Raw genomic sequence first — 21,082 nt, forward strand, 5'->3', positions numbered from 1 at the left:
CGCACCGGCGTGCGCCCGGCACCATTGAGATGCGTCTGGCAGCCGATGTTGGCGGTGACGATGGTATCCGGTGCCTGTTCCTCGAGCGCATCCAGTTTGTTGTCGCGCAGGCGCTTGGCGAGCGTCGGCTGGGTGATCGAGTAGGTGCCGGCGGAGCCGCAGCAGAGATGGCCATCGCGCACCGGCGTCAGATCGAACCCCAGCCGTTCGAGTACGCCCTCGACCGCGCCGCCGAGACGCTGGGCATGCTGCAGCGTGCACGGGCAATGGAACGCCAGGCGGGGCTTCGGGCGTGTGTCCTGCTCCGTTGACGCGGCTTGTGGCGATACTGATGGAGAGAGGGCTTCCAGGTTCTCGTCGCGCAGGACCTCGACCAGATCCTTGGCCAATTCGCTGACCCGTTTGGCCTTGGTGGCATAGGCCGGGTCGTCGGCCAGCATGTCGCCATACTCCTTGACGAAGGCGCCGCAACCGCTGGCGGTCTGTACGATCGCTTCGCAGCCGTTCTCGATCGCCGGCCACCAGGCGTCGATGTTGGCACGCATGCGCGCGCGTCCGGCTTGCTGAGCGTTGAGGTGGTAGTCGATGGCGCCGCAGCAGCCGGCTTCCTGGGCGGCATGCACGCCGATGCCGAGACGGTCGAGCACACGGGCGGTGGCATCGTTGGTATTGGGAGCGAGCCCCGGCTGCACGCAGCCCTCCAGGATCAGCATCCGGCGCGAATGACGGCCGGGTGCGGGGCGTCGGCTGCGGTGGGGCTGGCGCGGTGGAATCTTGTCGCGGAGGTCATGGGGCGCCAGCGGCCGAAAGGTCTGGCCCAGTGCCAGCAGTGCCTGAAACCGCTTGGGTTCGACCAGCGCCTTGCGCAGGCCGAGCCGCAGCGCCCGTTCGCCGGGGCGGCGGCCGACCCGGCGGTCGACCTCGGCGCGGCCGATATCGAGCAGCTTGTGGTACTCCACGCCGGAAGGGCAGGTGGTTTCGCAGTTGCGGCAGGTCAGGCAGCGATCCAGGTGCAGTTGAGTCTCCTGGGTGACCTGATCGTCACGCTCGTCGCTCTCCAGCAGTTCCTTGATCAGGTAGATGCGTCCGCGCGGGCCGTCGCGCTCGTCGCCCAACAGTTGATAGGTCGGGCAGGTCGCATTGCAGAACCCGCAATGCACGCAGGTGCGCAGGATACGGTCCGCTTCACGAATATGCGGTTGGGCGCGGGCGGCGTCGGTGAAGTGGGTTTGCATGGGATCGTTTCCTACCAGTCGGTCCTTGCTCTACCAATCGGAATAGAGCCGGCCGGGATTGAAAATGGCGTGCGGGTCGAGGCGCGCCTTAAGCTGGCGGTGGTACTTGGCCAGTGTCGGCGGCAGCGGCGTGAACGGGGAGTCGGCGCTCCCCTCGCGGTCAAAGCGCGTGGCGTGCCCCCCGACTGCGACAGCGGCTTCCTGGATCTGGATGCCGCTTTCCTCGCTTCTCGTTCCTTCACTTCTTAGCCAGCACTGGGCGCCGGCCCAATCGATCAGCCAGTCGCCCTCGAGCGCCGGGAGCCGCGCGCGGGCGGGCAGGGAAAGGCGCCACAGCGGACGTGAATCGTTGTGTGCGAAGAAGGGCAGCCGCTGCTCGCGCAGGTCGCTCCAGAATCCGGGGTCCTCTTCGTCGCCGCCAAGGCTTGCCGAGGTGGCGGCAACCGAGCCTTCGCCACCTTCGAGACGGATGTGCAGTGCCTTGCCGTCATGCGCCGCGCCGGTGATCGGCAAGGGCCTGCGGCCCCACTCGCCGAGTCGCTGGCGGGCGCTCTCCAGCGGCAGTTCGAGCCGCAGGCAGGCCTGCGCCGGCGGCAACGGCAGCACCTTGAAGGAGACCTCGGTGAGCACGCCGAGCGTGCCCTGGGCGCCGACCATGAGCCGGGAGAGGTCGTAGCCGGCGACATTCTTCATCACCTCGCCGCCGAAGCGCAGTGACTTGCCCTCGAAAGTGATCACCCGCACGCCGAGCACGAAGTCGCGCACCGCTCCCGCCCACGGGCGCCGGGGGCCGGAGAGACCCGCGGCGACCATGCCGCCGACGGTGGCGGAGTCGCCGAAGTGAGGCGGCTCGAAGGCCAGCTGCTGGCCGCTGTCGGCCAGCGTGCGTTCCAGCACCGCGAGCCGGGTGCCGGCGCGTACCGTGGCCACCAGTTCGACCGGATCGTAGTGGACGATGCCATGGTGGCCGGTGGTCGAGAGTTCATGGGCGGCCTCGACCCGGCGGCCGTAGAACGCCTTGGTGTCGCCACCGACGATGCGCAGCGGGCTGCGCTCGTGATGCGCTCGCCGGACCCGTTCGCACAGCGCCTCGCTGTCGTCGTGTCCGGCATCGAACGTCGGGCCGGGGTCGCCCGGCGCGGTGTATTCCGGCTGCTGATCCTGCAGGTGGGTCATAAACGTCTCCTTGCCCTTGACCATTAGAACCGGGGCAACTCGGGATGCGGCAGCTCGCCGTGGTGAACATGCATGGCGCCGAACTCCGCGCAGCGGGCGAGCGTCGGTATGTTCTTGCCGGGGTTGAGCAGCCGCCGCTCGTCGAAGGCGGCCTTCACCGCGTGGAACAGGGTCAACTCGTCGGCGGCGAACTGGGTGCACATCTGGTTGAGCTTCTCGCGGCCGACGCCATGTTCGCCGGTGATGCTGCCGCCGGCTTCGACGCAGAGTTCGAGAATCTTGCCGCCGAGGGTTTCGGCGGTTTCCAGTTCGTCCGCCTGGTTGGCATCGAACAGGATCAGCGGATGCAGGTTGCCGTCGCCGGCATGGAAGACGTTGGCCACGCGCAACCCATAGCGTTGCGAGAGCTCGTTGATGCCCTTGAGTACCCGCGGCAGTTCGCGACGCGGGATGGTGCCGTCCATGCAGTAGTAGTCCGGCGACATCCGCCCCACGGCGGGAAAGGCGGCCTTGCGCCCGGCCCAGAACAGTTGACGTTCGGCGTCGTCGCGGGCCAGCTGGATCTGGGTGGCGCCGGCCGCTTCGAGCAGGCCGCGAACGCGTTCGCAGTCGGCATGGACATCGGCCTCGACGCCGTCGAGTTCGCACAGGAGAATGGCCTCGGCCTCGACCGGGTAGCCGGCGTGGACGAAATCTTCCGCGGCGCGGATCGCCAGGTTGTCCATCATCTCCAGCCCGCCGGGAATGCAGCCCGCGGCGATGATGTCGCCGACCGCCTTGCCGGCACGCTCGACGTCGTCGAAACAGGCCATCAGCACCTTGGCCACTTCCGGCTTGGGCAGCAGCTTGACGGTGACTTCGGTGACCACGCCCAGCATGCCCTCGGAGCCCATGAACAGCGCCAGCAGGTCGAAGCCGGGCGAGTCCAATGCTTCGCCGCCCAGCCTCATCCGCTCGCCCTCGATGGTGACGATCTCGACCCCGATGACGTTGTGGACGGTCAGGCCATATTTCAGACAGTGCACGCCGCCGGCGTTTTCGGCCACGTTGCCGCCGATCGAGCAGGCGATCTGCGACGAAGGATCGGGCGCGTAGTAGAGCCCGTGGGGCGCGGCGGCCTCGCTGATCGCCAGGTTGCGCACGCCGGGCTGGACCCGGGCGATGCGGGCGTCGGGATCGAGCTCCAGGATCCGGTTGAAGCGCGACATCACCAGCAGCACGCCTTTCTCCAGCGGCAGCGCGCCGCCGGAGAGACCGGTGCCGGCACCGCGGGTGACCACCGGTACGCCATGCTCGTAGCACACCCGCATCAGGGCCTCGACCTCGGCCAGCGTCGTTGGCAGCGCCACCAGCATCGGCAGGGTGCGGTAGGCCGCCAGACCGTCGCACTCAAACGGACGCAGATCCTCTTCGCGGTCGAGCAGGGTCAATTTGGGCGCCACGGCCTGGATGGCGGCGATCAACGACGCCTTGTCGACGCTCTCGATCTCGCCGTCGAGGCGCTCGTCGTAGAGCAGGTTCATGGCCATCTCCTCGGGTCGTCGAGTCGAACGGATATTTATGGAAGTCTTTTCCATATTCTGTGGAAGGGAGCCAACGGCCACCATTAGCCGAAAGCCTAATATGTTGTTAAATGGTCTTACCAAAACGGCTCCCGCAGCGAGCGACGGGAGCCGTTCCGAACAGGCGACGAGATGGGTCAACCACCCACGAGAGGGTCGCCGATGCCGAACACGAAGAACGCCAACAGGCCGATGATCCCGGCGAACAGGCAGTAGTAGAGCGTCGGCAGGATCGTCTTGCGCAGCGTCGTGCCCTCGCGGCCGAGCAATCCGACGGTGGCCGAGGCAGCGACCACGTTGTGGATCGCGATCATGTTGCCGGCGGCGGCGCCCACCGCCTGCAGCGACACCATCATCGCGGTGGAGAGTCCCAGCACCTCGGCGACGTTGAACTGGAACGCCGACAGCATCAGGTTGGAGACGGTGTTGGAACCGGCGATGAAGGCGCCCAGCGCGCCGACCGCCGGGGCGAACAGCGGATAGATCTGGCCGACGCCGTCGGCAACCAACTGCGCCATGGCCACCGGCATCGAGACCAGGTCGGACTCGTTGACGCCGGAGTTGATCAGGATGCGTACCATCGGGATGGTGAACAGCAGCACGAAGCCGGCACCGAAAATGGTTCTGGACGACTCGGCGAAGGCGGCCTTGACCTGCGGGGCGCGCATGCCATGAAGAAAGATCGTGGCGATCACTGCGATCAGGATGATTCCGCCGGGCAGGTAGAGCCATTCGATGCTGCCGGAAACGCCCTGTTCACCCAGGATATCGCTCCAGCCGGTGCTGACCGAGGAGAGCGCGGCCTTGACCGAAGGTACCGTGCGCGAGATCACCAGCAGCGCGGCGACGATGACGTAGGGCATCCAGCCGCGCAGCGTCGACATCGGTGCCTTGCCGGCGACGTCGTCGACCTTGATCTCGATCTTGCCCAGCCATTCGGCGGGCCACTGCGAGCGTTCCGGGAAATCCCAGGTATCCTTGGGCAGCAGGAAGCCCTTGCGCGCCGCCGGCACTACGATCGCCAGGCCGATCAGACCGCCCAGCAGCGAGGGAAACTCCGGCCCCAGGAACACGCCCACCAGCATCGACGGCACCACGAAACAGACACCGACGAACAGCGCGAACGGGGTGATCGACAGGCCCTCGGTCCAGGAACGGTTCTCGCCGAAGAAGCGCACCATCATCACCACCAGGATCAGCGGCATGAACACGCCGATGATGCCGTGAGTGATGACGACTTCTGAGGTGATCAGGCGGAAATAGGTCTCCCAACTGGAACCGCTGGCGGTGAGCTGTTCGGCGATCGCGGACTGGTTCACGCCGCCGGTGACACCGACCACGATCGGGGTGCCCACGGCGCCGAACGAGACTGGCGTCGATTGCAGCATCATTCCCACCACCACGGCGGCCAGCGCCGGAAAGCCCAACGCCACCATCAGCGGCGCGGCCACCGCGGCTGGCGTACCGAAGCCGGAGGCGCCCTCGATGAAGCAGCCGAACAGCCAGGCGACGATCAACGCCTGCACGCGGCGGTCCGGGCTGATGCCGGAGAAGCCGTTGCGGATCGCCATGATACCGCCCGAGTGCTTGAGCGTGTTGAGCAGCAGGATGGCACCGAAGATGATCCACAAAAGCGACACGGTCATGACGAGCCCCTGCAGCGTGGAGGCCAGCACGCGGGTGCCGGTCATGTCCCAGGCCAGCAGCGCGATCAATACCGCGACGACGAACACGATCGGCATCGCCGTGCGCGCCGCCATGCGGAAGCCGATCAGTAGTACCCCGGCCAACACCAGTGGCAGAAAGGCCAGCAGCGATAATAGCGTATGGTTCATATCGAAAGCCCTTGAGTCATTTTTATGAGCGCTTGTCGAAGCCGTGTCTCGTGCGGTGGCGCTCGAGCAACGGCGGTCGCCGCCCGGCATGCTCGCTTCGAGGGGAAGCGGCGATTGCCCGGAAGATAACCAGCGCCGCAGTGGGTGCCAACGCTGGTTAATTGGTCAGACCATAATGGCGAAATGTTCGGTGTGTTGAGATAAGCATTTGATAAATATTATTTATTGTCGCAATTTGCCGAAGGCAAAACGGTGATGGCAGATAGCAGGAGTGCGACTAATGGACGTTACCGGCCGGCAACACCGATAACCGTGTGATGACGATTCGTCATCGCGCCGCCGTGGCAGAGGACAAGATCGCGTTGACGAATGGTCAGATGCTTGGACATGCTGCATCGACAAGCGTGTCGACGTTTGGGCCAACGAGGAGAGTGACATGAGCCGCAAGATGTACGATCTGTGCGGTCGCGATGAGCGACTGCGGTTTTCGCCCTACTGCTGGCGGGTCAAGTATGCCCTGGCGCACAAGGGGCTGGATTGCGAATTCATTCCGTGGAAGTTCACCGACAAGCAGGCGATAGCCTTCTCCGATCAGACGCGAGTGCCGGTGCTGGTCGACGGTGACGAGAGCGTGGTCGACAGCTACGAGATCTTCCGTTACCTCGACCATGCCTACCCCGAAAAGCCGCTGCTCGGCGACGCCACGGCGGAAGCCCGGGCACGCTTCTTCAAGTTCTACGCCGAGCGTTCGTTGGCGCCGGGCATTCTGCGCACGATCCTGATGGACGTCTTCAACGCCGTGCATCCCGATGACAGGGAGTATTTCCGCACCTCGCGGGAAAAAATGTTCGGGCGCACGCTGGAAGAGATGCATTCGCCGAGCCAGGGGCTGTCGATGCTGGACCGCGCACTGGAACCGATGCGTGGACGGCTCGACGAGGCGCCTTTCCTCGAAGGGGAAACGGCCGGTGCCGCGGATTATCTGGTGATCGGTGTCTTCCTGTGGGCGCGGGTCACCTCGGCTGCCGATCTGGTCTCCAACGCCGATCCGGTCTATGCCTGGCTCAATCGCATGCTCGATCTGCATGGCGGCCTGGGGCGCAACGCCACGCGGATCGTCGATATCGAAGGGGCGTTCGCCGACTGAGGTCGCGTGCTGGCCGGTTACGTCCGGGCGGGTGGCGCGATGCCATGCGAGACGCTGCTCGGGCGAAGGCTTATGCTGGGGGCACATCCGGCCTCATGCCGGTAATCGCGACAGGAGCTTGTGATGATCGATCTCTACTACTGGACGACGCCCAACGGCCACAAGGTGACGCTGTTTCTCGAAGAGGCCGGGCTCGACTATCGCATTCACCCGATCAACATCGGCAAGGGCGAGCAGTTTTCCCCCGAGTTTCTCGAGATCGCCCCCAACAACCGTATCCCCGCGATCGTCGACCGGGCCCCCAGCGACGGCGGCCAGCCGCTCTCGCTGTTCGAGTCCGGTGCGATTCTGGAGTACCTGGCCGACAAGAGCGGCAAGTTCCTGCCCAAGTCGGGCCGCCAGCGCTACCGGGTTCTGCAGTGGCTGTATTGGCAGATGGGCGGTCTGGGGCCCATGGCGGGGCAGAATCACCATTTTCGCAACTACGCGCCAAAGAAGATCGAATACGCCGTCGAGCGCTATATCAATGAAACTTCACGGCTCTACGGAGTACTCGACAAGCAACTCGACGACAATGAATACGTCGCCGGCGACGACTATTCCATCGCCGACATGGCAATCTGGCCCTGGATCAAACCCTACGAGAAGCAGGGCCAGGACATCGAGGACTATCCCAACCTGCAGCGCTGGTTCGAACGGGTGGGGGAACGCGACGCGGTCAAGCGCGCCTACGCCAAGGCGGAAGAGATCAATCCGCAGAACAACGTGGAAATGAACGACGAGGCTCGCCGACACCTGTTTGGCCAATAGCCCCTGTTTGGCCAATGGCTACCCGATAGTGGCGCCCCGGCCTGGGCCGGGGCGCGCCGCTCAGGGTCGCCGGGCTTCGAAGAATTCCCGTACCTGCCGGAAGGCGGTGGAAAAATAGAGTTCGTAAGTGTCTTTTTCGACGAAGCCGATATGTGGCGTCGCCAGGACGCGGGAATGGGCCTGGTAGGCGACGGCCCCGGCGGGCTCGTTCTCGAACACGTCGACGGCGGCGGCTCCCGGGCGGCCGGCGTCGAGGGCATCAAGCAGCGCCCCCGGGCGGATCAGCTCGGCGCGGCTGGTGTTGACCAACAGGGCATCGGCGCGCATCGCGGCCAGATCCGCCGCCGTTACCAGCCCGCGGGTTTCGGCGGTGAGCTTGAGATGCAGGCTGACCACGTCGCAGCGTGAGAGAAAGGCGCGACGGTTGGGCTCGAATTCGACCCCGAGCTCGAAGGCGCGTCCGGCGCTCGACTCGCGGCCATGGGCGACGACCCGCATGCCGAAGGCCTTGGCGTAGCCGGCGACGAGACTACCGATCTTGCCCAGCCCCCAGATACCCAGAGTACGACCATGCAGGGTGTAGCCCAGCGACTCTTCCTCCAGGCGTGGCGTGGTGCGTTGCCACTCGCCCTCGGCCTGGCGCGCCAGGTAGCCACCCAGGCGCCGGCTGCCAGCCAGGATCAGCAGCCAGCTCAGCTCCGCCGGCGCCACGGGCGAGCCGTTGCCATCACGGATTTCGATGCCTAGCTCGCGGCAGGCGTCGAGATCGATCGCCGAGGAGAGGCGGCCCGTCTGTACCACCAGCTTCAGCTTCGGCAATTGCTCCAGCAACTCGCGGGTCAGACGGGTACGCTCGCGGATCAGGATGACCGCGTCGCTCTCGGCCAGGCGTGCCGGCAACGCCGCCGGCGCGAGATGGCGGTGCTCGATATCCAGACGGATGTCGCTGCCGTCGAGTTCATGGGCCGCATCGAGAAAGGCACAACAGCCCTGATAGTCATTCAGTACCGTGACGGTGATCGACATGGCGGGCTCCTCGGATCGATGGCGTCTTCGGCATTGTTGGCACGTTCGCCGGGCGCTGTCGAGACCCGTTGTCTCAACTCTCGCGCTCGAGGAATTTCCTGACCCGTTCGGTACTGGCGTTGGTGAAGAAGGTCTCGGGGTCCGCGCGCTCGATGATCAGGCCTTTCTCCAGGAACACCACCTGGTCGGAAACCGCACGGGCAAAGGCCATCTCGTGGGTCACGATCACCATGGTGTAGCCTTCGGCGGAGAGGTCCTTGATGACCGCGAGCACTTCGCCGACCAGTTCGGGGTCGAGCGCCGAGGTCGGCTCGTCGAACAGCATCACCTCCGGCTGCATCGCGAGAGCCCGGGCGATCGCCACGCGCTGCTTCTGGCCACCGGAAAGCGTGTTGGGATAGGCATCCGCCTTGTGCGACATGCCGACTTTCTCCAGCAGTGCCCGGGCGTGTTCCTCGGCCTCGCGCTTCGACTTGCCGAGCACGTGGATCGGCGCCTCGGTGACATTGTGCAGGACGTTGAGATGGGGCCACAGGTTGAAGCTCTGGAACACCATGCCGGTGCGGGCGCGGACCCGGGCCAGCGTCTTGACCGGCATCGGGCGACCGGCATCGTCGACACCGATACGCTGGCCGGCAATGTGGATGCTGCCGCGATCGGGCTGCTCGAGCCAGTTGATGCAGCGCAACAGCGTCGACTTGCCCGATCCGGACGAGCCCAGAATCGTCACCACCTCGCCTTTCGCGACTTCGAGGTTGACGTCGCGCAGCACTTCGACACCGTCGAAGCTTTTCGACAGTTGGCGAATCGATACCGCGGCCGTCTCGGGCAGGGTTGTTTCAGACATGGTCGAATCCTCGTTTGGCGCTGAAACGCCCGCACTGTTTGATGATGATTTCCATGACGATGCTGACCGCCCAGTAGAAACCGATGACCACGATGAAGGCTTCGGTGGGGATGAAGTAGGTTCCCGACAGGTTGTTGGCGGCGGCGGTGAGCTCGCGCACGGTGATGATCACCAGGAAGGCCGTGTCCTTGAGCGCATAGATCAGCTGGTTGCCGATCAGCGGCCGGGTCTGCATCACGATCTGCGGCAGGATCAGGCGCAGGAACATCTTGCCCTTGGTGAACCCATGGGCCTTGGCGGCCTCGATCTGCCCCGGCGGGAAGGTCAGTCGGCTGCCGCGGAAGATTTCGGCGAAGTAGCAGCCGTGATAGACCGCCAGCGCGCCCACGCCAGCCCACCAGGCGTTCAGGCGAATGCCGAAGGTCGGCAGGCCGTAGTAGAGCACGTAGGCGAGCATCAGAAACGGCAGCATGCGCATGCCGTCGATGAATATCCGTAGCGGCAGTGCCAGCCGGGGCCGGGTGCCCTCCAGCATGAAGAGCATCACGCAGCCGATGAGAAAGGCCGCGCTGATCGACAGCCCGAAGATCTCCATCGTGCTGAGGAAACCGGACCAGAATTGATCGCGGGCATCCCACAGGATTTGCCAGTTGGTCATGTCGCTCCTCGCTTGCGTTTGTCAGCCGATCACACGGCCAACCGATTGGCGCGACGTTCGGCGAGTCGCTGCAGCCACACCAGGCAACCGATCGCCAGCATGTAGAGCGCGCAGGCGGCCAGGATCGGCGGCAGCGGTTCGTAGGTCACCGCCGAGATGCGATTGGTGACGCGGGTGAGATCGACGATCCCGATCACCGCGATCGCCGGGCTGCCCTTGATCAGGAACGACATCTCGTTGACCAGGCCGGGCAGGCTGGTGACCACCAGTTGCGGCAACATGATGCGACGGAAGGTGATCCAGGGCGTCATGCCGACCGCCATGGCGGCCTCGCGCTGCTCGCGGGAGAAGTTGCGGAAGGCGCTGCGCCAGATTTCGGCGTTGAACGCCGTGGTATTGAGCGTCAGAGCCAGGATGCCGGTGACGTTGCGGTTGAGGTTGATGCCGAATGTCGGGGCGCTGAGGAAGATGAACAGGGTCAGCGTCACCAAGGGCGTGGCGCGGGCCAGACTGACGTAGAGCACCAGCAATTGGTCGACGATCGGAATGCGGGCCAAGCGGATCAGCGCGATGAGCAGGCCGGCCACCACGCCGATGGCGATCGAGACGCCGGAGATCCAGACGGTGGTCCAGGCACCTTCCAGCAGCATGTGCCAGGCACTGGTGTTCATGAATAGACCCCTGAGACAGACGATGAAACGGGCGCCGCGCGACAGCACGGCGCTTTATGGCGCAAGGCAACGAGGGAGCAGGTATCAGCCGTCCAGGCCCGCCAGCTCATGGAACTGCTCGACGCTGGTCAACGGCTCGGTGGGCAGATCGGGGAAGCTCTCGCCGAACCACTTCTCCTGCAACTCGGCCAGACGTCCGGTTTCGCGCATATGAGCGAGGAAGTCGGTCATGTAATCGAGCAGTTCGGGACTGTTCTTGGGAATCGGCCAGGAAACATAGCCCGCGCCGGAAACGGCGGGCCCCTTGGCGAAGACATCCGGCTTGGAGGCGACCAGCGTGTTGACCGGCACCGCCGAGTCGATCACGTAGTCGAGGCGGCCGTTGGCCAGATCGGCGAAGGCTTCCGGGTAGGATTCGTACTGCACCACCTCACCGAGCTTGCCGCCGTCGTCCTCGAGCATCTTCTTCAATTCCGGCAGACGGGACAGCAGCACGCTACCGGCCTGAACGCCCACCGTCTTGCCGCTGAGATCGTCGACGTCGCTGATGCTGTCGTCGTCGGCGCGCTTGATGGCGAAGTGCTGGGCGGAAGCGTAGGGCGGCGTGTAGTTGAATACGCGCAGCCGCTCGTCGGAGACCGACGCGCCGGTCAGCGCCATGTCGTACTGACCGGTGGAGACCGCCGCCAGCAGTCCGGTCCAGGGCAGGATGTCCTGACGCACATCGAAGTCGGCGTACTGGCGCAGCTCTTCCAGCATGTCGGCATTGAAGCCCACGGCGTTGCCATCCTCGATGTAGTTGAACGGCGAGTAGTTGTCCTCGGTAGCCACGCTCAGGTAGCCGCGGCTCTCTATCTCGGAGAGGTCGGCGGCGAAGGCCGACAACGACAACGCCATCAACGTACCGGCTACGGTGGTGGCGACGAGTCTGGACAGGCGGCGGGAAGGCGAAGTGGCATTGGTCGGGAAGCGCAGCATGAAGAACACCCTCGATATATTGTTGTCGGTGATAGGTCTGTCGGTTGGCCCGGCGGCGCCGTTGAAAGAGCGTTGCGGACGCCCCGAGTCGGTCTCTCCACCCTAAAGAATTCACGCGATGTCGCTATAGAGCCAGTTTGCTGTCATTGGCTGGCCAGATTGGCGTTGCCGCTGGCAAATCAGGCGAGCGCCTTCAGTGCCGCGATCAGCGCATCGAAGGGCGCCCCGGCAAAGCCGATTCCTACCAGTTGGCTGGCGCCCGGACGCGGCCTGGCGGGTGTCCAGTCGGCATGTCCGCCGCTCCATTGAAAGACATAGTGCTGGCCGTCGGCCTGAATGAATCCCTTGGCCCGCGCCAGCCCGTCGGCATGCTTGGCGAGCAGAAATTCCAGTGTCCGTCGTTCCAACGATGGCGGGAGGGCGATCGCAAAACGCTGCCAGTCGGGATCGTGTTCTCCGGCGGCGCGGCGCACAGTCATCGGTTGCGCCGTCGCGGGTTCCGGTGTCCTGCCGACGCTGGAATCGGCGTACGTGATGCGAGCCGTGGGGTTGAGCGCGTGGAGCCGACCCATCAGGTGGTCACGCTCGACGACATCGAGATCATCGCCGCGGTTGAGGGAGAGCAGGTCGGCGCTGAGGATCTGGTCTGCCACCAGCTCGGCGACGCGGCTGTCGTTCAGGCGCTGCGCAAGGCTCGCCAGGTCGACCATAGTGACGATGCGATCCAGGCAGAAACGTTGCGCCACGCGGATCATGTCGGCGATGCGTCGAGGTCGGGCCACACCACTGGTCTCGATGATCAACGCCGCGGGCGGCTCCGGCCAGCGGCCGATACGCGAGAGTTGCGAGCCCAGCTCGTCGCTCAACGAGCAGCACAGGCAGCCGCTGCTGAGCTTGAGCAGGCGCTCCCCGGCGTAGTCGATCAGCTCGGCGTCGACATTGATGGTGCCGAAGTCGTTGACCAGCACCAAGGTGCCCGGTGCCACGCCGTCTCGCAGATGGATGTTGAGCCAGGTGGTCTTGCCGGCGCCGAGATAACCGGCCACCAACGTCACAGGTATCGGGCTGGTGGTGACGAGCTCAGACATTGCTGAAGACGTGGCCGCCGACGACCGTTGCCGCGATGCCGATCGAAGCCAGTCGATCCAGCGGCACCTCACGCGGGTCTTCGTCGAGCACCGCCATATCGGCGAACTTGCCCACCTCCAGGCTGCCGACGTGGTCGTCCAGCTTCAGGGTATAGGCTGCGTCCAGCGTGATCAGGCGCAGCGCACGTTCCACGTTCAACGCCTCATTAGGCCCCAGCACCTCGCTGCTGGCGGTCTGACGAGCGACGGCACACCACGCCGTGAACAGCGGCGCCAACGGGGTGACCGGCGCATCGCAATGCGCTGCGATCGGTATGCTCAGGCGATCCGCCGAGGCCAGCGGTTCGAGACGCTGGCAGCGTTCGAAACCCAGCGTGCGGGTGCGGTGGATGTCGCCCCAGTAGTAGAGATGGTTGGCGAACATGTTGAGACACACCCCGAGTCGCGCCGCGCGTTTCAGCTGGGCGTGGCTGATGATCTGGCAGTGCTGCAGGGTGTGGCGATGGTCGGCCCGCGGCCACAGCTCCAGCGCCGATTCGATGGCGTCCAGCATCAGCTCCACGGCTTCGTCGCCGTTGGTATGGATATGCAGTTGCAGCCCGGCCTGATGATAGCGGTGGACGATCTCGGTCAGGCGTTCCGGCTCCGCGTTCCACATGCCGTTGGGCGATCCGTCGTGATAGCCGGGCCACTTGAGACGTGCGGTGTAGCCCTGGATGGAGCCGTCGGTCATCAGCTTGACCAGCCCGAAATGCAGCTTGTCGCTGCGCTTCTCGCGACAGCCGAGAACTCGGTCGATGCCGTCTTCCGGCGTGTAGGTCAGCGCACTCATGGCCGGCGCCAGGCGCATCGGAACGTCGGCCCGGTTACAGGTGCGCTGCATGCACTCGACACCATCGTCACTCAGCGGATTGTAGAGGTCGGTCAGCGTGGTCACGCCGTGGCGCTGGGCGATGCGCGCGTATCGCTCGAGCGTCGTCTGTTCACTGCCGCGGTCGAAAAGATCCAGATTCAGGGCGTCGAAGATCGCGAACATCGCCGCCATCTCGCGCAGCTCGCCGTTGGGTCGGCCGTCGTCGAAGGTCAGTACGCCCTCGATAGCGGCCTGCGACTCGAGACCGGAAAGACGCAGCATGGCGCTGTTGACCGTCATCATGTGCAGGTTGGCATGGATGACAACAATCGGGCGCTCGGCGTCGATGGCGTCGAGATCGTCGCGATCAAGCCGGCGCTGGGGGAAGTAGATCGGATCGAAGCCCCAGGCGATCAGTGGTGTGTCCGGCGATAGCTTGGCCATCTGTTCGCCGAGATGACGCTGTAGCGAGGGGATATCGGTCAGCCCCGGCCAGATATGGCCGTCGGGATCCTGGCGCGGGAAGAAACCGGCGTAGGGGTATTCCCACAGCACGCCTTCCAGCGCGTGGCTGTGGCCCTCGACGAAGCCGGGGAGGATGATCTTGTCGGCGAAGCGCTCGTCGAGTTCGAAGTCACCCAGATCCGACAGCGTTTCCAGCGAGCCGACGCCGAGAATCCGACCGTCGCGGACCGCGATGTGGGTGGCCTCCGGCTGCGAGGGGTTCATGGTTAGAATGCGCCGGGCGGCGAAAATGCGATGGTTCATGACGGATTCGGCTCCTGAACGGAAGGCGTCTGGCCGCCCCGACTATGCTGCCATTTCAGCAGTAGCGGGATGCAGATCGCCATCAGTACCACGTAGCCACCGAAGATCGCCAGGTAGCTCCAGGTGCCGAGGGAGGGCGCAATCGGGGCGACGAAGAACAGTGTCGGGATGTTGACCACGATGATCGCGATATTGAAGAACGCCAGCTCCTTGGGCACCGAGGTGCTGAAGTCGGCATCCAGCATGCGCAGCAATAGCAAGCCGGTACCGGTGGAGCCACAGCAGCAGCCAAAGGCGGTGACGGCACGCTCCGGCCCGAGCCGGCCGCTGAGGCGTCCGATCGCCATCGCGCCGAGGAAGGTGACCAGCGTGATGGCAACCGCAACGAGCAAGATTGGCACCAGCAGGGCAGAGAGCACGGCGATCTGGATGCTCATCAGGGTGGCGACGACCATGAAGTCCACCGACCCGCTGGTGATGCGCTTGAGCGTGTCGTCGTCGACCTTGTCGGCCCAGCCGAAGCGGTCGATCGCCATCCGCATCAGTACGCAGACCGTCAGCCCGTGGATGAAGAACAGGTTGTAGCTGAAGAACACCGAAAGCACCTGATTGCCGGCCACCAGTGGCTGCATCGCGGTCAGCCAGACGTAGGTGATGACATAGGCCACGCCCAGCAGGCCTATGTGCCAGGCCAGCGAGTCGACGGTGCCGGAATGCGACACCTGCTTACCGGCAGAGGGTTGTGCCTGTGGCGTATGAAAGCCGCGAACGAAATCGTCATCCAGCGTCGAGCTGCGGTTGGTGTTGAGCCCCTGTTTGAGAAAATAGCGTGCGGCCGGCACGCCGACGACGAAGGCGGCCACGAAGCCCAGCGAGGCGAAAATGACGCCCACCTGCGCGGCATTGGCGATGCCGTAATCGTTCTCCCAGATCGTGCCGTAGGTCAACGCCTGGCCCGGGCCCTGGGTGAATCCGTGGGTGACGATCGCTCCCAGCAATGGGCTGAGATCACTGCCGCTGATCAGGTCGTAGCCCGCCATCAGGCCAAAACCGATCACCGCCTGGGCGCCGAGACTGGCGGTCCAGATCAGCGTCAGCCACAACCCGCCACCGACGATGCTCTGGCGCTGTTCACCTGCGGCTGGTTTGGAGCTGCCGGTCAGGCACAGCGACATGAAGCTCAGGGTAAAGAAATGGAATGCGAGCGCAGTGAAATCGGAAGGGGCATAGCCGGGAACCAGCCCCGCGGAGAGCCCGATGAAACCGATGATGCCCGCGACGATGCTGCCGGGAATCAGGCTGGCTCGTAGCCAGGGAAGACGGCTGCGCAGCAGGCTGCCGACAACCAGCAAGGCAGCGATCAGCGCGAAGGCGATGACGCCATGGAAGGTACTGCCCATGTTGTAGTCCTCGTGATTGACGTTGTTATGGTCGGGGGCGAGTCGCTCCGACGCGACAGGGCCGGGTCATACGTAAGTCGGGTCATACTAAAGTTCGGAATGCGCGGCGCTACAGGACAGATTCCCGTCGTGCTCGAGACAGTTGAGCGTGCCACTGGCGCAAATCTTGCAGGAGTGAGAGCAGTCCATTTCTGTGATTGCCGCGGGAGTCCCGCATGCTCGACCACTATTTCCATCTCGACTTCGATGCCCAGCGAGGTTTACAGGAGCAACTGCGCGAGGCGCTGCTCGATGCCATCCACACCGGTACCATTCCCGCCGACGAGGCGCTGCCGTCCTGCCGCAAGCTGTCGCTGCAACTGGGTATCTCGCGCAATACCGTGGCGCTGGTCTACGAGGGGTTGGTGGAAGACGGTTATCTGATCAGCCGGCCACGCAGCGGCTACTACCTGCACGACGCCTACCACGAGCCCGATGCACTGGAATCGTCCCGGGCGATGCATGACGCAGTCCTGGATGCACCAACTTGGAGCCGACGTTTTACCCACCGGCCGAGCCATCTGCAGGGCGTTCTGCGCCCCAGCAACTGGATGCACTACGAATTTCCCTTCGTCTATGGTCAGCTCGATACCCGGTTGTTCCCGCTGGAGCAGTGGCGCGAAGCCTCGCGGCGTCTGTTGGGCAGTCATCGCGAACGCCACTGGCTGAGCGACCGCTACGATCAGGACGATCTGATGCTGGTGGAGCAGCTGCGCACCCGTGTCCTGCCCAAGCGCGGCATCCATGCGCGCAGCGACGAGATATTGATCACGCTGGGCTCGCAGAATGCGCTGTTTCTGATCGCGCAGCTGTTGTTCGATCGTCGCACCCGTGTCGCGGTCGAGAATCCCGGCTATCGTGAGGCGGCCAACGTCTTTCTGCGCCAGGGCGCGCAGCTGAGCTACCAGCCCATCGACGGTGAAGGCATGTGTCTCGACGCGTCGGCGGCGAAGAGCGATTACCTCTACGTGACGCCCAGCCATCAAGGCCCTACCGGCGTGACCATGAGCCGCCGTCGGCGCGAGGCATTGATCGAGCAGATCCAGCGCCGCGACCAGATCGTGCTGGAGGACGACTACGACGCCGAGGTCAATTTCGATCGTCATGCCCAGCCGGCGCTGAAGGCGAGCCGGGCCGGCTCCCGAGTGATCTACATGAGCAGCCTGTCGAAGCCGCTGTCGCCTGGATTGCGCCTGGGCTATGTGGTGGCCGACGCCGAACTGATCGACGAGCTGCGGGCGCTGCGCCGGTTGATGTACCGCCATCCACCTTCCGGCCTGCAGCAGCAGTTGGCACAGTTTCTCTCCCAGGGGCATTACGACCGTTACTTGCGTCAGTTTGCCGACGAGATGCGCCAGCGCTGGGAAGTCATGAATGCCGCCATCGGGCGGGAGCTGCCCGACTGCCGCCGGGTAGGCGGGGAACATGCCAGTGTGTTCTGGCTGGAAGCGCCTAGTGCGGTCGATACCCAGCGGCTGGCCTGGCAGGCGGCGCAGCATGGCGTGCTGATCGAGCCCGGCTTCCAGCACTTCTTCGACCAGGCGCCGCCACGCAACTACATGCGGTTGGGATTCGGCGCCATCGACGCCGAGCGCATCGCGCCGGGGATCGCCCGGCTGGCACGCGCTTTCGGTTAGCCTGAAACCCAAACGACTGCGACCGGCAAACGCCGGTCGCTCACGGTGCTTTCCGGTATCTGTCAGCCGGCCGCAAACTCGCCCAGCACCCGGTCGAGAATGCCCAACCCCTCGGCGACTTCCGCTTCGCTGACGATGCACGGTGGCACCACGTGGATGCGGTTCTCGACCACGAACGGCAGCAGGCCCTTGGCGATCAGCGCGTTCTTGATGGCGCCCATCCGATCTGCCGGCAATGGCGCGCGGGTGTGGCGATCGCTGACCAGCTCCAGTGCGTGGAAGACGCCGAGGCCGCGGGTTTCGCCGACGATGGCGTGATCGGCCGCCAGCTGCCGGAGTCCGGCGGCCAGTGCCCCGTTACCCACGCGATCGGCGTTCTCGACCACGCCTTCCTCGGCCATCGCATCCAGCGTGGCGACGATCGCGGCCATCGCCAGCGGATGGCCGGAGTAGGTCAGCCCGCCGAAGAACATATGATCGTCGAAGTAGCGACAGATCTCGTCGGAGACGATCACGCCCCCGGCCGGCACATAGCCGGAATTGACGCCCTTGGCGAACACGATCAGATCCGGCCTGGCGCCGAAATGCTCGAGGGCGAACCAGCGGCCGGTGCGGCCGAAGCCGGCCATGACCTCATCGAAGATCAGCAGAATGCCGTACTGGTCGGCCAGCTGGCGCACGCCTTCCATGTAGCCCTTGGGCGGAATCAGTACGCCGGCGGTGCCGGGAATCGATTCGAGCAGAATCGCGGCGATGGCGCTCGGCCCTTCGCATTCGATCACCCGCTTCAGATGTTGTAGCGCGCGCTGACACTCTTCTTCCTCGTTGCCGGCCCAGAAGTCGCTGCGGTAGAGGAACGGATTGAAGAAGTGCGCGTGGCCGCGAGCGAACTCGTTGGGCACGCGTCGCGGGTCGCCGGTGGCGACGATCGCCGCGCCGGTATTGCCGTGATAGGAACGGTAGGCCGACAGGATCTTGTCGCGGCCGGTGAAAGCCCGCGCCATGCGCATGGCGTTTTCGTTGGCGTCGGCGCCGGCGTTGGTGAAGAACACCTTGCCGAAACCGGAGGGAGCCCGCTCGAGAATGCGCTTGGCCGCCTCGCCGCGCGCCAGGTTGGCGTGCGCCGGCGCCACGGTGGCGAGCTGCCCGGCCTGGGCCTGAATGGCGGCGATCACCTTGGAATGCTGATGGCCGATGTTGGTGTTGACCAGCTGGCTGCTGAAATCCAGGTACTCCTTGCCGGCGTAGTCCCACAACCGGCATCCCTGGCCACCGGCGATCACCATCGGCGAAAGATTGCCCTGCGTCGACCAGGAATGGAATACGTGCTGGCGGTCGAGCTGATGGACATAGGCGTTGGAAACATCGTCGTTGGTGATGGGGTCGGTCATGGCTGGGTTCCTGTCGTTTGGCGTTGCTGACGAGCGTCTACAATGGCTGGCCTACCTCGACGAGGCGATGGCTGGCGCTTCCGGACGGCTGCTCGAACGGGGGTGTTCACTGTCTCGATTCAAGACTAGGGGGCCGTGACCGAATCCCGTAGAGCCAGAATTCGTCGGACGTCGTGACAGCCTTGGCGGATGTCCCGTGGCGGTCGGAAAACTGGCTCTACCCGGAGGCCGGGGGGCTCGGTATGGTTCCCGCTTCGGCTTGTGTTTGGCGGCTGCGGAAGCAGCCGGAGGAGGTTAGCCGGGGTGATCCCATCGATGCCGCTGCTGTGGCCGGCCGTCGGCCTGGCGTGTTTCGCCGGATTCATCAGGGGCTACTGCGGATTCGGCTTTGCGATGCTGCTGGCCCTGGGATTGATGCTGTTTCTGCCGCCGATCGAGGCGGTATCGCTGGCGCTGTTGCTGGACCTGGTGACCAGCGTCGGGTTGTGGCGACGCGCGCTGCGTCATGCCGACTGGAAACGCCTGCGCTGGCTATTGATCGGCATGCTCGCGGCAACGCTGGCGGGCGTGTGGCTGATCTCGTCGGTTCCCGCCGCCCCGATGCGAATCGCGATCGCACTGCTGGCGCTGGCCGGGGCGGTAGCGCTGATACTGCGACGTGAACTCGCGTTCGACGCCCCGGCAGAAGGCCCGCGAGGGGGAAACAGTCTGGTCGCCGGCGCGGTTGCCGGGCTGTGCATGACCCTGGCTTCTTCCGGCGGGCCGCCACTGATGCTCTATCTGCTGCATCAGCGCATGCGCCCGGTGGCGCTTCGGGCCACGGCGATCCTCTTCTTTGCAGCCAGCAGTGCCTCTTCTCTGATCGGCTTGGGGCTGGCGGGCGAGTTGGGGCGGGAGACACTGATTCGCGCCGCCTGGCTGATGGTGCCCGCACTGCTTGGCAATCTTTTGGGGCAGTGGGCGTTCGAGCGATCGAAGCCACGTTCGATGAAGGTTACCGTGGCGCCGCTACTGATCGTGCTGTCGGTATGGGTGCTGGCCCGTGAAGCCGGCTATGGCTAGGCCCCGTTCCGTCAACTTGTACACAGCGCCGAGCGCAGACTGTCGCTCGGCTATCGAAATCTGACGAGGAGGAAATACTGTGAGCGACGTCGTTTTCATTACTGGTGCCACGTCTGGATTTGGTCGCGCCGCAGCCCATCGTTTCGCCGCCGCCGGCTGGTCGCTGGTGCTGTCCGGCCGCCGTGGCGAACGCCTGGAAGCGCTGAAGGCCGAGCTGGCGGACAAGGTGGCAGTTCACACCATCGTGCTTGACGTGCGCGACGACGAGGCCGTTCGGCACGCCGTCGATACGCTGCCGGAAGCCTTCAAGCGCGTGCGTACGCTGGTTAACAATGCCGGTCTGGCGCTGGCACCGCAGCCGGCGCAGAAGGTCGCGCTGAAGGACTGGCACACCATGATCGACACCAACGTCACCGGGCTGGTCAACGTGACCCATGCGCTGTTGCCGACACTGATCGAGGTGGGCGAAGGGGCGACGATCATCAACGTCGGCTCGATCGCTGGCCAGTGGCCCTATCCGGGCAGCCACGTCTACGGTGCTTCCAAGTCATTCGTCAAGCAGTTCAGCTACAACCTGCGCTGCGATCTGCTGGGCACCGGCGTGCGGGTGACCGACCTGGCGCCGGGCATCGCCGAAACCGAGTTCACCCTGGTGCGCACCGGCGGCGATCAGGCGGCGTCCGACAATCTCTATCGCGGGACCACGGCGCTAACCGCCGAGGATATCGCCGAACAGATGTTCTATATCGCCACCTTGCCGGCGCACATCAATTTCAATCGCCTGGAAGTGATGCCGACGCGCCAGGCCTGGTCGGCGTTCGCCATCGATCGTGATGACTGAGAAGTCCAGCTTATAACGACATCGCCCCGGCCAGACGGCCGGGGCGACGTGCATGCCG

General features: G+C 64.7%; 18 protein-coding genes. 5 read left to right on the plus strand and 13 right to left on the minus strand.

Annotated features, from left to right (window positions below; all coding sequences use genetic code 11):
• The 4 genes from glcF to DOM57_RS12860 all read right to left on the minus strand — a co-directional run.
• On the minus strand, positions 1 to 1,235 hold a 1,235-nt coding region (gene glcF / locus DOM57_RS12845; protein WP_110649603.1), incomplete at its 3' end, for a glycolate oxidase subunit GlcF.
• Between the two features lie 30 nt (positions 1,236 to 1,265).
• Entirely contained in the window at positions 1,266 to 2,411 is a 1,146-nt protein-coding gene (gene glcE / locus DOM57_RS12850; RefSeq protein WP_110649604.1) for a glycolate oxidase subunit GlcE, read from the minus strand.
• Positions 2,412 to 2,434: 23 nt separating this feature from the next.
• Positions 2,435 to 3,934, minus strand: a complete 1,500-nt coding sequence (glcD, locus tag DOM57_RS12855; protein WP_110649605.1) for a glycolate oxidase subunit GlcD — start codon at positions 3,932 to 3,934, stop codon at positions 2,435 to 2,437.
• A gap of 176 nt (positions 3,935 to 4,110) precedes the next feature.
• Positions 4,111 to 5,808 carry an L-lactate permease gene (locus tag DOM57_RS12860; protein ID WP_110649606.1) on the minus strand — a complete coding sequence of 566 codons (1,698 nt, stop codon included), beginning with the start codon at positions 5,806 to 5,808 and terminating at the stop codon, positions 4,111 to 4,113.
• 436 nt (positions 5,809 to 6,244) lie between these two features.
• Between DOM57_RS12860 and DOM57_RS12865 the strand changes: the two genes are divergently transcribed.
• Positions 6,245 to 6,955 (plus strand): glutathione S-transferase N-terminal domain-containing protein, encoded by a 711-nt coding sequence (locus DOM57_RS12865; RefSeq protein WP_110649607.1) that lies wholly within the window; start codon positions 6,245 to 6,247, stop codon positions 6,953 to 6,955.
• 123 nt (positions 6,956 to 7,078) lie between these two features.
• Complete coding sequence (locus DOM57_RS12870) at positions 7,079 to 7,765, plus strand: glutathione binding-like protein (RefSeq protein ID WP_110649608.1); 687 nt, start codon at positions 7,079 to 7,081, stop codon at positions 7,763 to 7,765.
• A gap of 60 nt (positions 7,766 to 7,825) precedes the next feature.
• Here the strand turns inward: DOM57_RS12870 and DOM57_RS12875 are convergent, their stop codons facing one another.
• The 8 genes from DOM57_RS12875 to DOM57_RS12910 form a co-directional block, all read right to left on the minus strand.
• Positions 7,826 to 8,791, minus strand: coding sequence for a D-2-hydroxyacid dehydrogenase family protein (locus DOM57_RS12875; RefSeq protein ID WP_110649609.1), 966 nt, complete (start codon positions 8,789 to 8,791; stop codon positions 7,826 to 7,828).
• A gap of 73 nt (positions 8,792 to 8,864) precedes the next feature.
• Positions 8,865 to 9,638, minus strand: coding sequence for an amino acid ABC transporter ATP-binding protein (locus DOM57_RS12880; protein WP_204352964.1), 774 nt, complete (start codon positions 9,636 to 9,638; stop codon positions 8,865 to 8,867).
• On the minus strand, positions 9,631 to 10,296 hold the full coding sequence (locus tag DOM57_RS12885; RefSeq protein WP_110649610.1) for an amino acid ABC transporter permease: 666 nt from the start codon (positions 10,294 to 10,296) through the stop codon (positions 9,631 to 9,633). Before DOM57_RS12885 ends, DOM57_RS12880 begins: the two co-directional genes overlap by 8 nt.
• 29 nt (positions 10,297 to 10,325) lie before the next feature.
• Complete coding sequence (locus tag DOM57_RS12890) at positions 10,326 to 10,967, minus strand: amino acid ABC transporter permease (protein WP_110649611.1); 642 nt, start codon at positions 10,965 to 10,967, stop codon at positions 10,326 to 10,328.
• Between the two features lie 84 nt (positions 10,968 to 11,051).
• The gene (locus tag DOM57_RS12895) at positions 11,052 to 11,945 is read right to left on the minus strand and encodes a transporter substrate-binding domain-containing protein (protein WP_110649612.1); all 894 of its coding nucleotides are present in this window, start codon (positions 11,943 to 11,945) and stop codon (positions 11,052 to 11,054) included.
• A gap of 179 nt (positions 11,946 to 12,124) precedes the next feature.
• Positions 12,125 to 13,033: a CobW family GTP-binding protein gene (locus DOM57_RS12900; RefSeq protein ID WP_110649613.1), complete on the minus strand. Its 909-nt coding sequence runs from the start codon at positions 13,031 to 13,033 to the stop codon at positions 12,125 to 12,127.
• Positions 13,026 to 14,654: an amidohydrolase gene (locus tag DOM57_RS12905; protein ID WP_110649614.1), complete on the minus strand. Its 1,629-nt coding sequence runs from the start codon at positions 14,652 to 14,654 to the stop codon at positions 13,026 to 13,028. The genes DOM57_RS12900 and DOM57_RS12905 overlap by 8 nt, the downstream gene beginning before the upstream one ends.
• On the minus strand, positions 14,651 to 16,054 hold the full coding sequence (locus DOM57_RS12910) for a sodium/glutamate symporter (RefSeq protein WP_110649615.1): 1,404 nt from the start codon (positions 16,052 to 16,054) through the stop codon (positions 14,651 to 14,653). The genes DOM57_RS12905 and DOM57_RS12910 overlap by 4 nt, the downstream gene beginning before the upstream one ends.
• Before the next feature lie 215 nt (positions 16,055 to 16,269).
• On the opposite strand from DOM57_RS12910, the gene pdxR reads away from it, so the two are divergent.
• On the plus strand, positions 16,270 to 17,730 hold the full coding sequence (gene pdxR, locus DOM57_RS12915) for a MocR-like pyridoxine biosynthesis transcription factor PdxR (protein WP_110649616.1): 1,461 nt from the start codon (positions 16,270 to 16,272) through the stop codon (positions 17,728 to 17,730).
• Between the two features lie 62 nt (positions 17,731 to 17,792).
• On the opposite strand, the gene DOM57_RS12920 is transcribed toward pdxR, so the two are convergent.
• On the minus strand, positions 17,793 to 19,121 hold the full coding sequence (locus tag DOM57_RS12920; RefSeq protein ID WP_110649617.1) for an aspartate aminotransferase family protein: 1,329 nt from the start codon (positions 19,119 to 19,121) through the stop codon (positions 17,793 to 17,795).
• A 303-nt stretch (positions 19,122 to 19,424) separates the two neighbouring features.
• On the opposite strand from DOM57_RS12920, the gene DOM57_RS12925 reads away from it, so the two are divergent.
• Positions 19,425 to 20,183 (plus strand): sulfite exporter TauE/SafE family protein, encoded by a 759-nt coding sequence (locus tag DOM57_RS12925; protein WP_204352965.1) that lies wholly within the window; start codon positions 19,425 to 19,427, stop codon positions 20,181 to 20,183.
• Between the two features lie 79 nt (positions 20,184 to 20,262).
• Positions 20,263 to 21,024 carry an SDR family NAD(P)-dependent oxidoreductase gene (locus DOM57_RS12930; protein WP_110649619.1) on the plus strand — a complete coding sequence of 254 codons (762 nt, stop codon included), beginning with the start codon at positions 20,263 to 20,265 and terminating at the stop codon, positions 21,022 to 21,024.
• Positions 21,025 to 21,082 lie beyond the last annotated feature (58 nt).

The sequence above is a fragment of the Salinicola peritrichatus genome (assembly GCF_003206715.1).
Lineage (GTDB): Bacteria > Pseudomonadota > Gammaproteobacteria > Pseudomonadales > Halomonadaceae > Salinicola > Salinicola peritrichatus.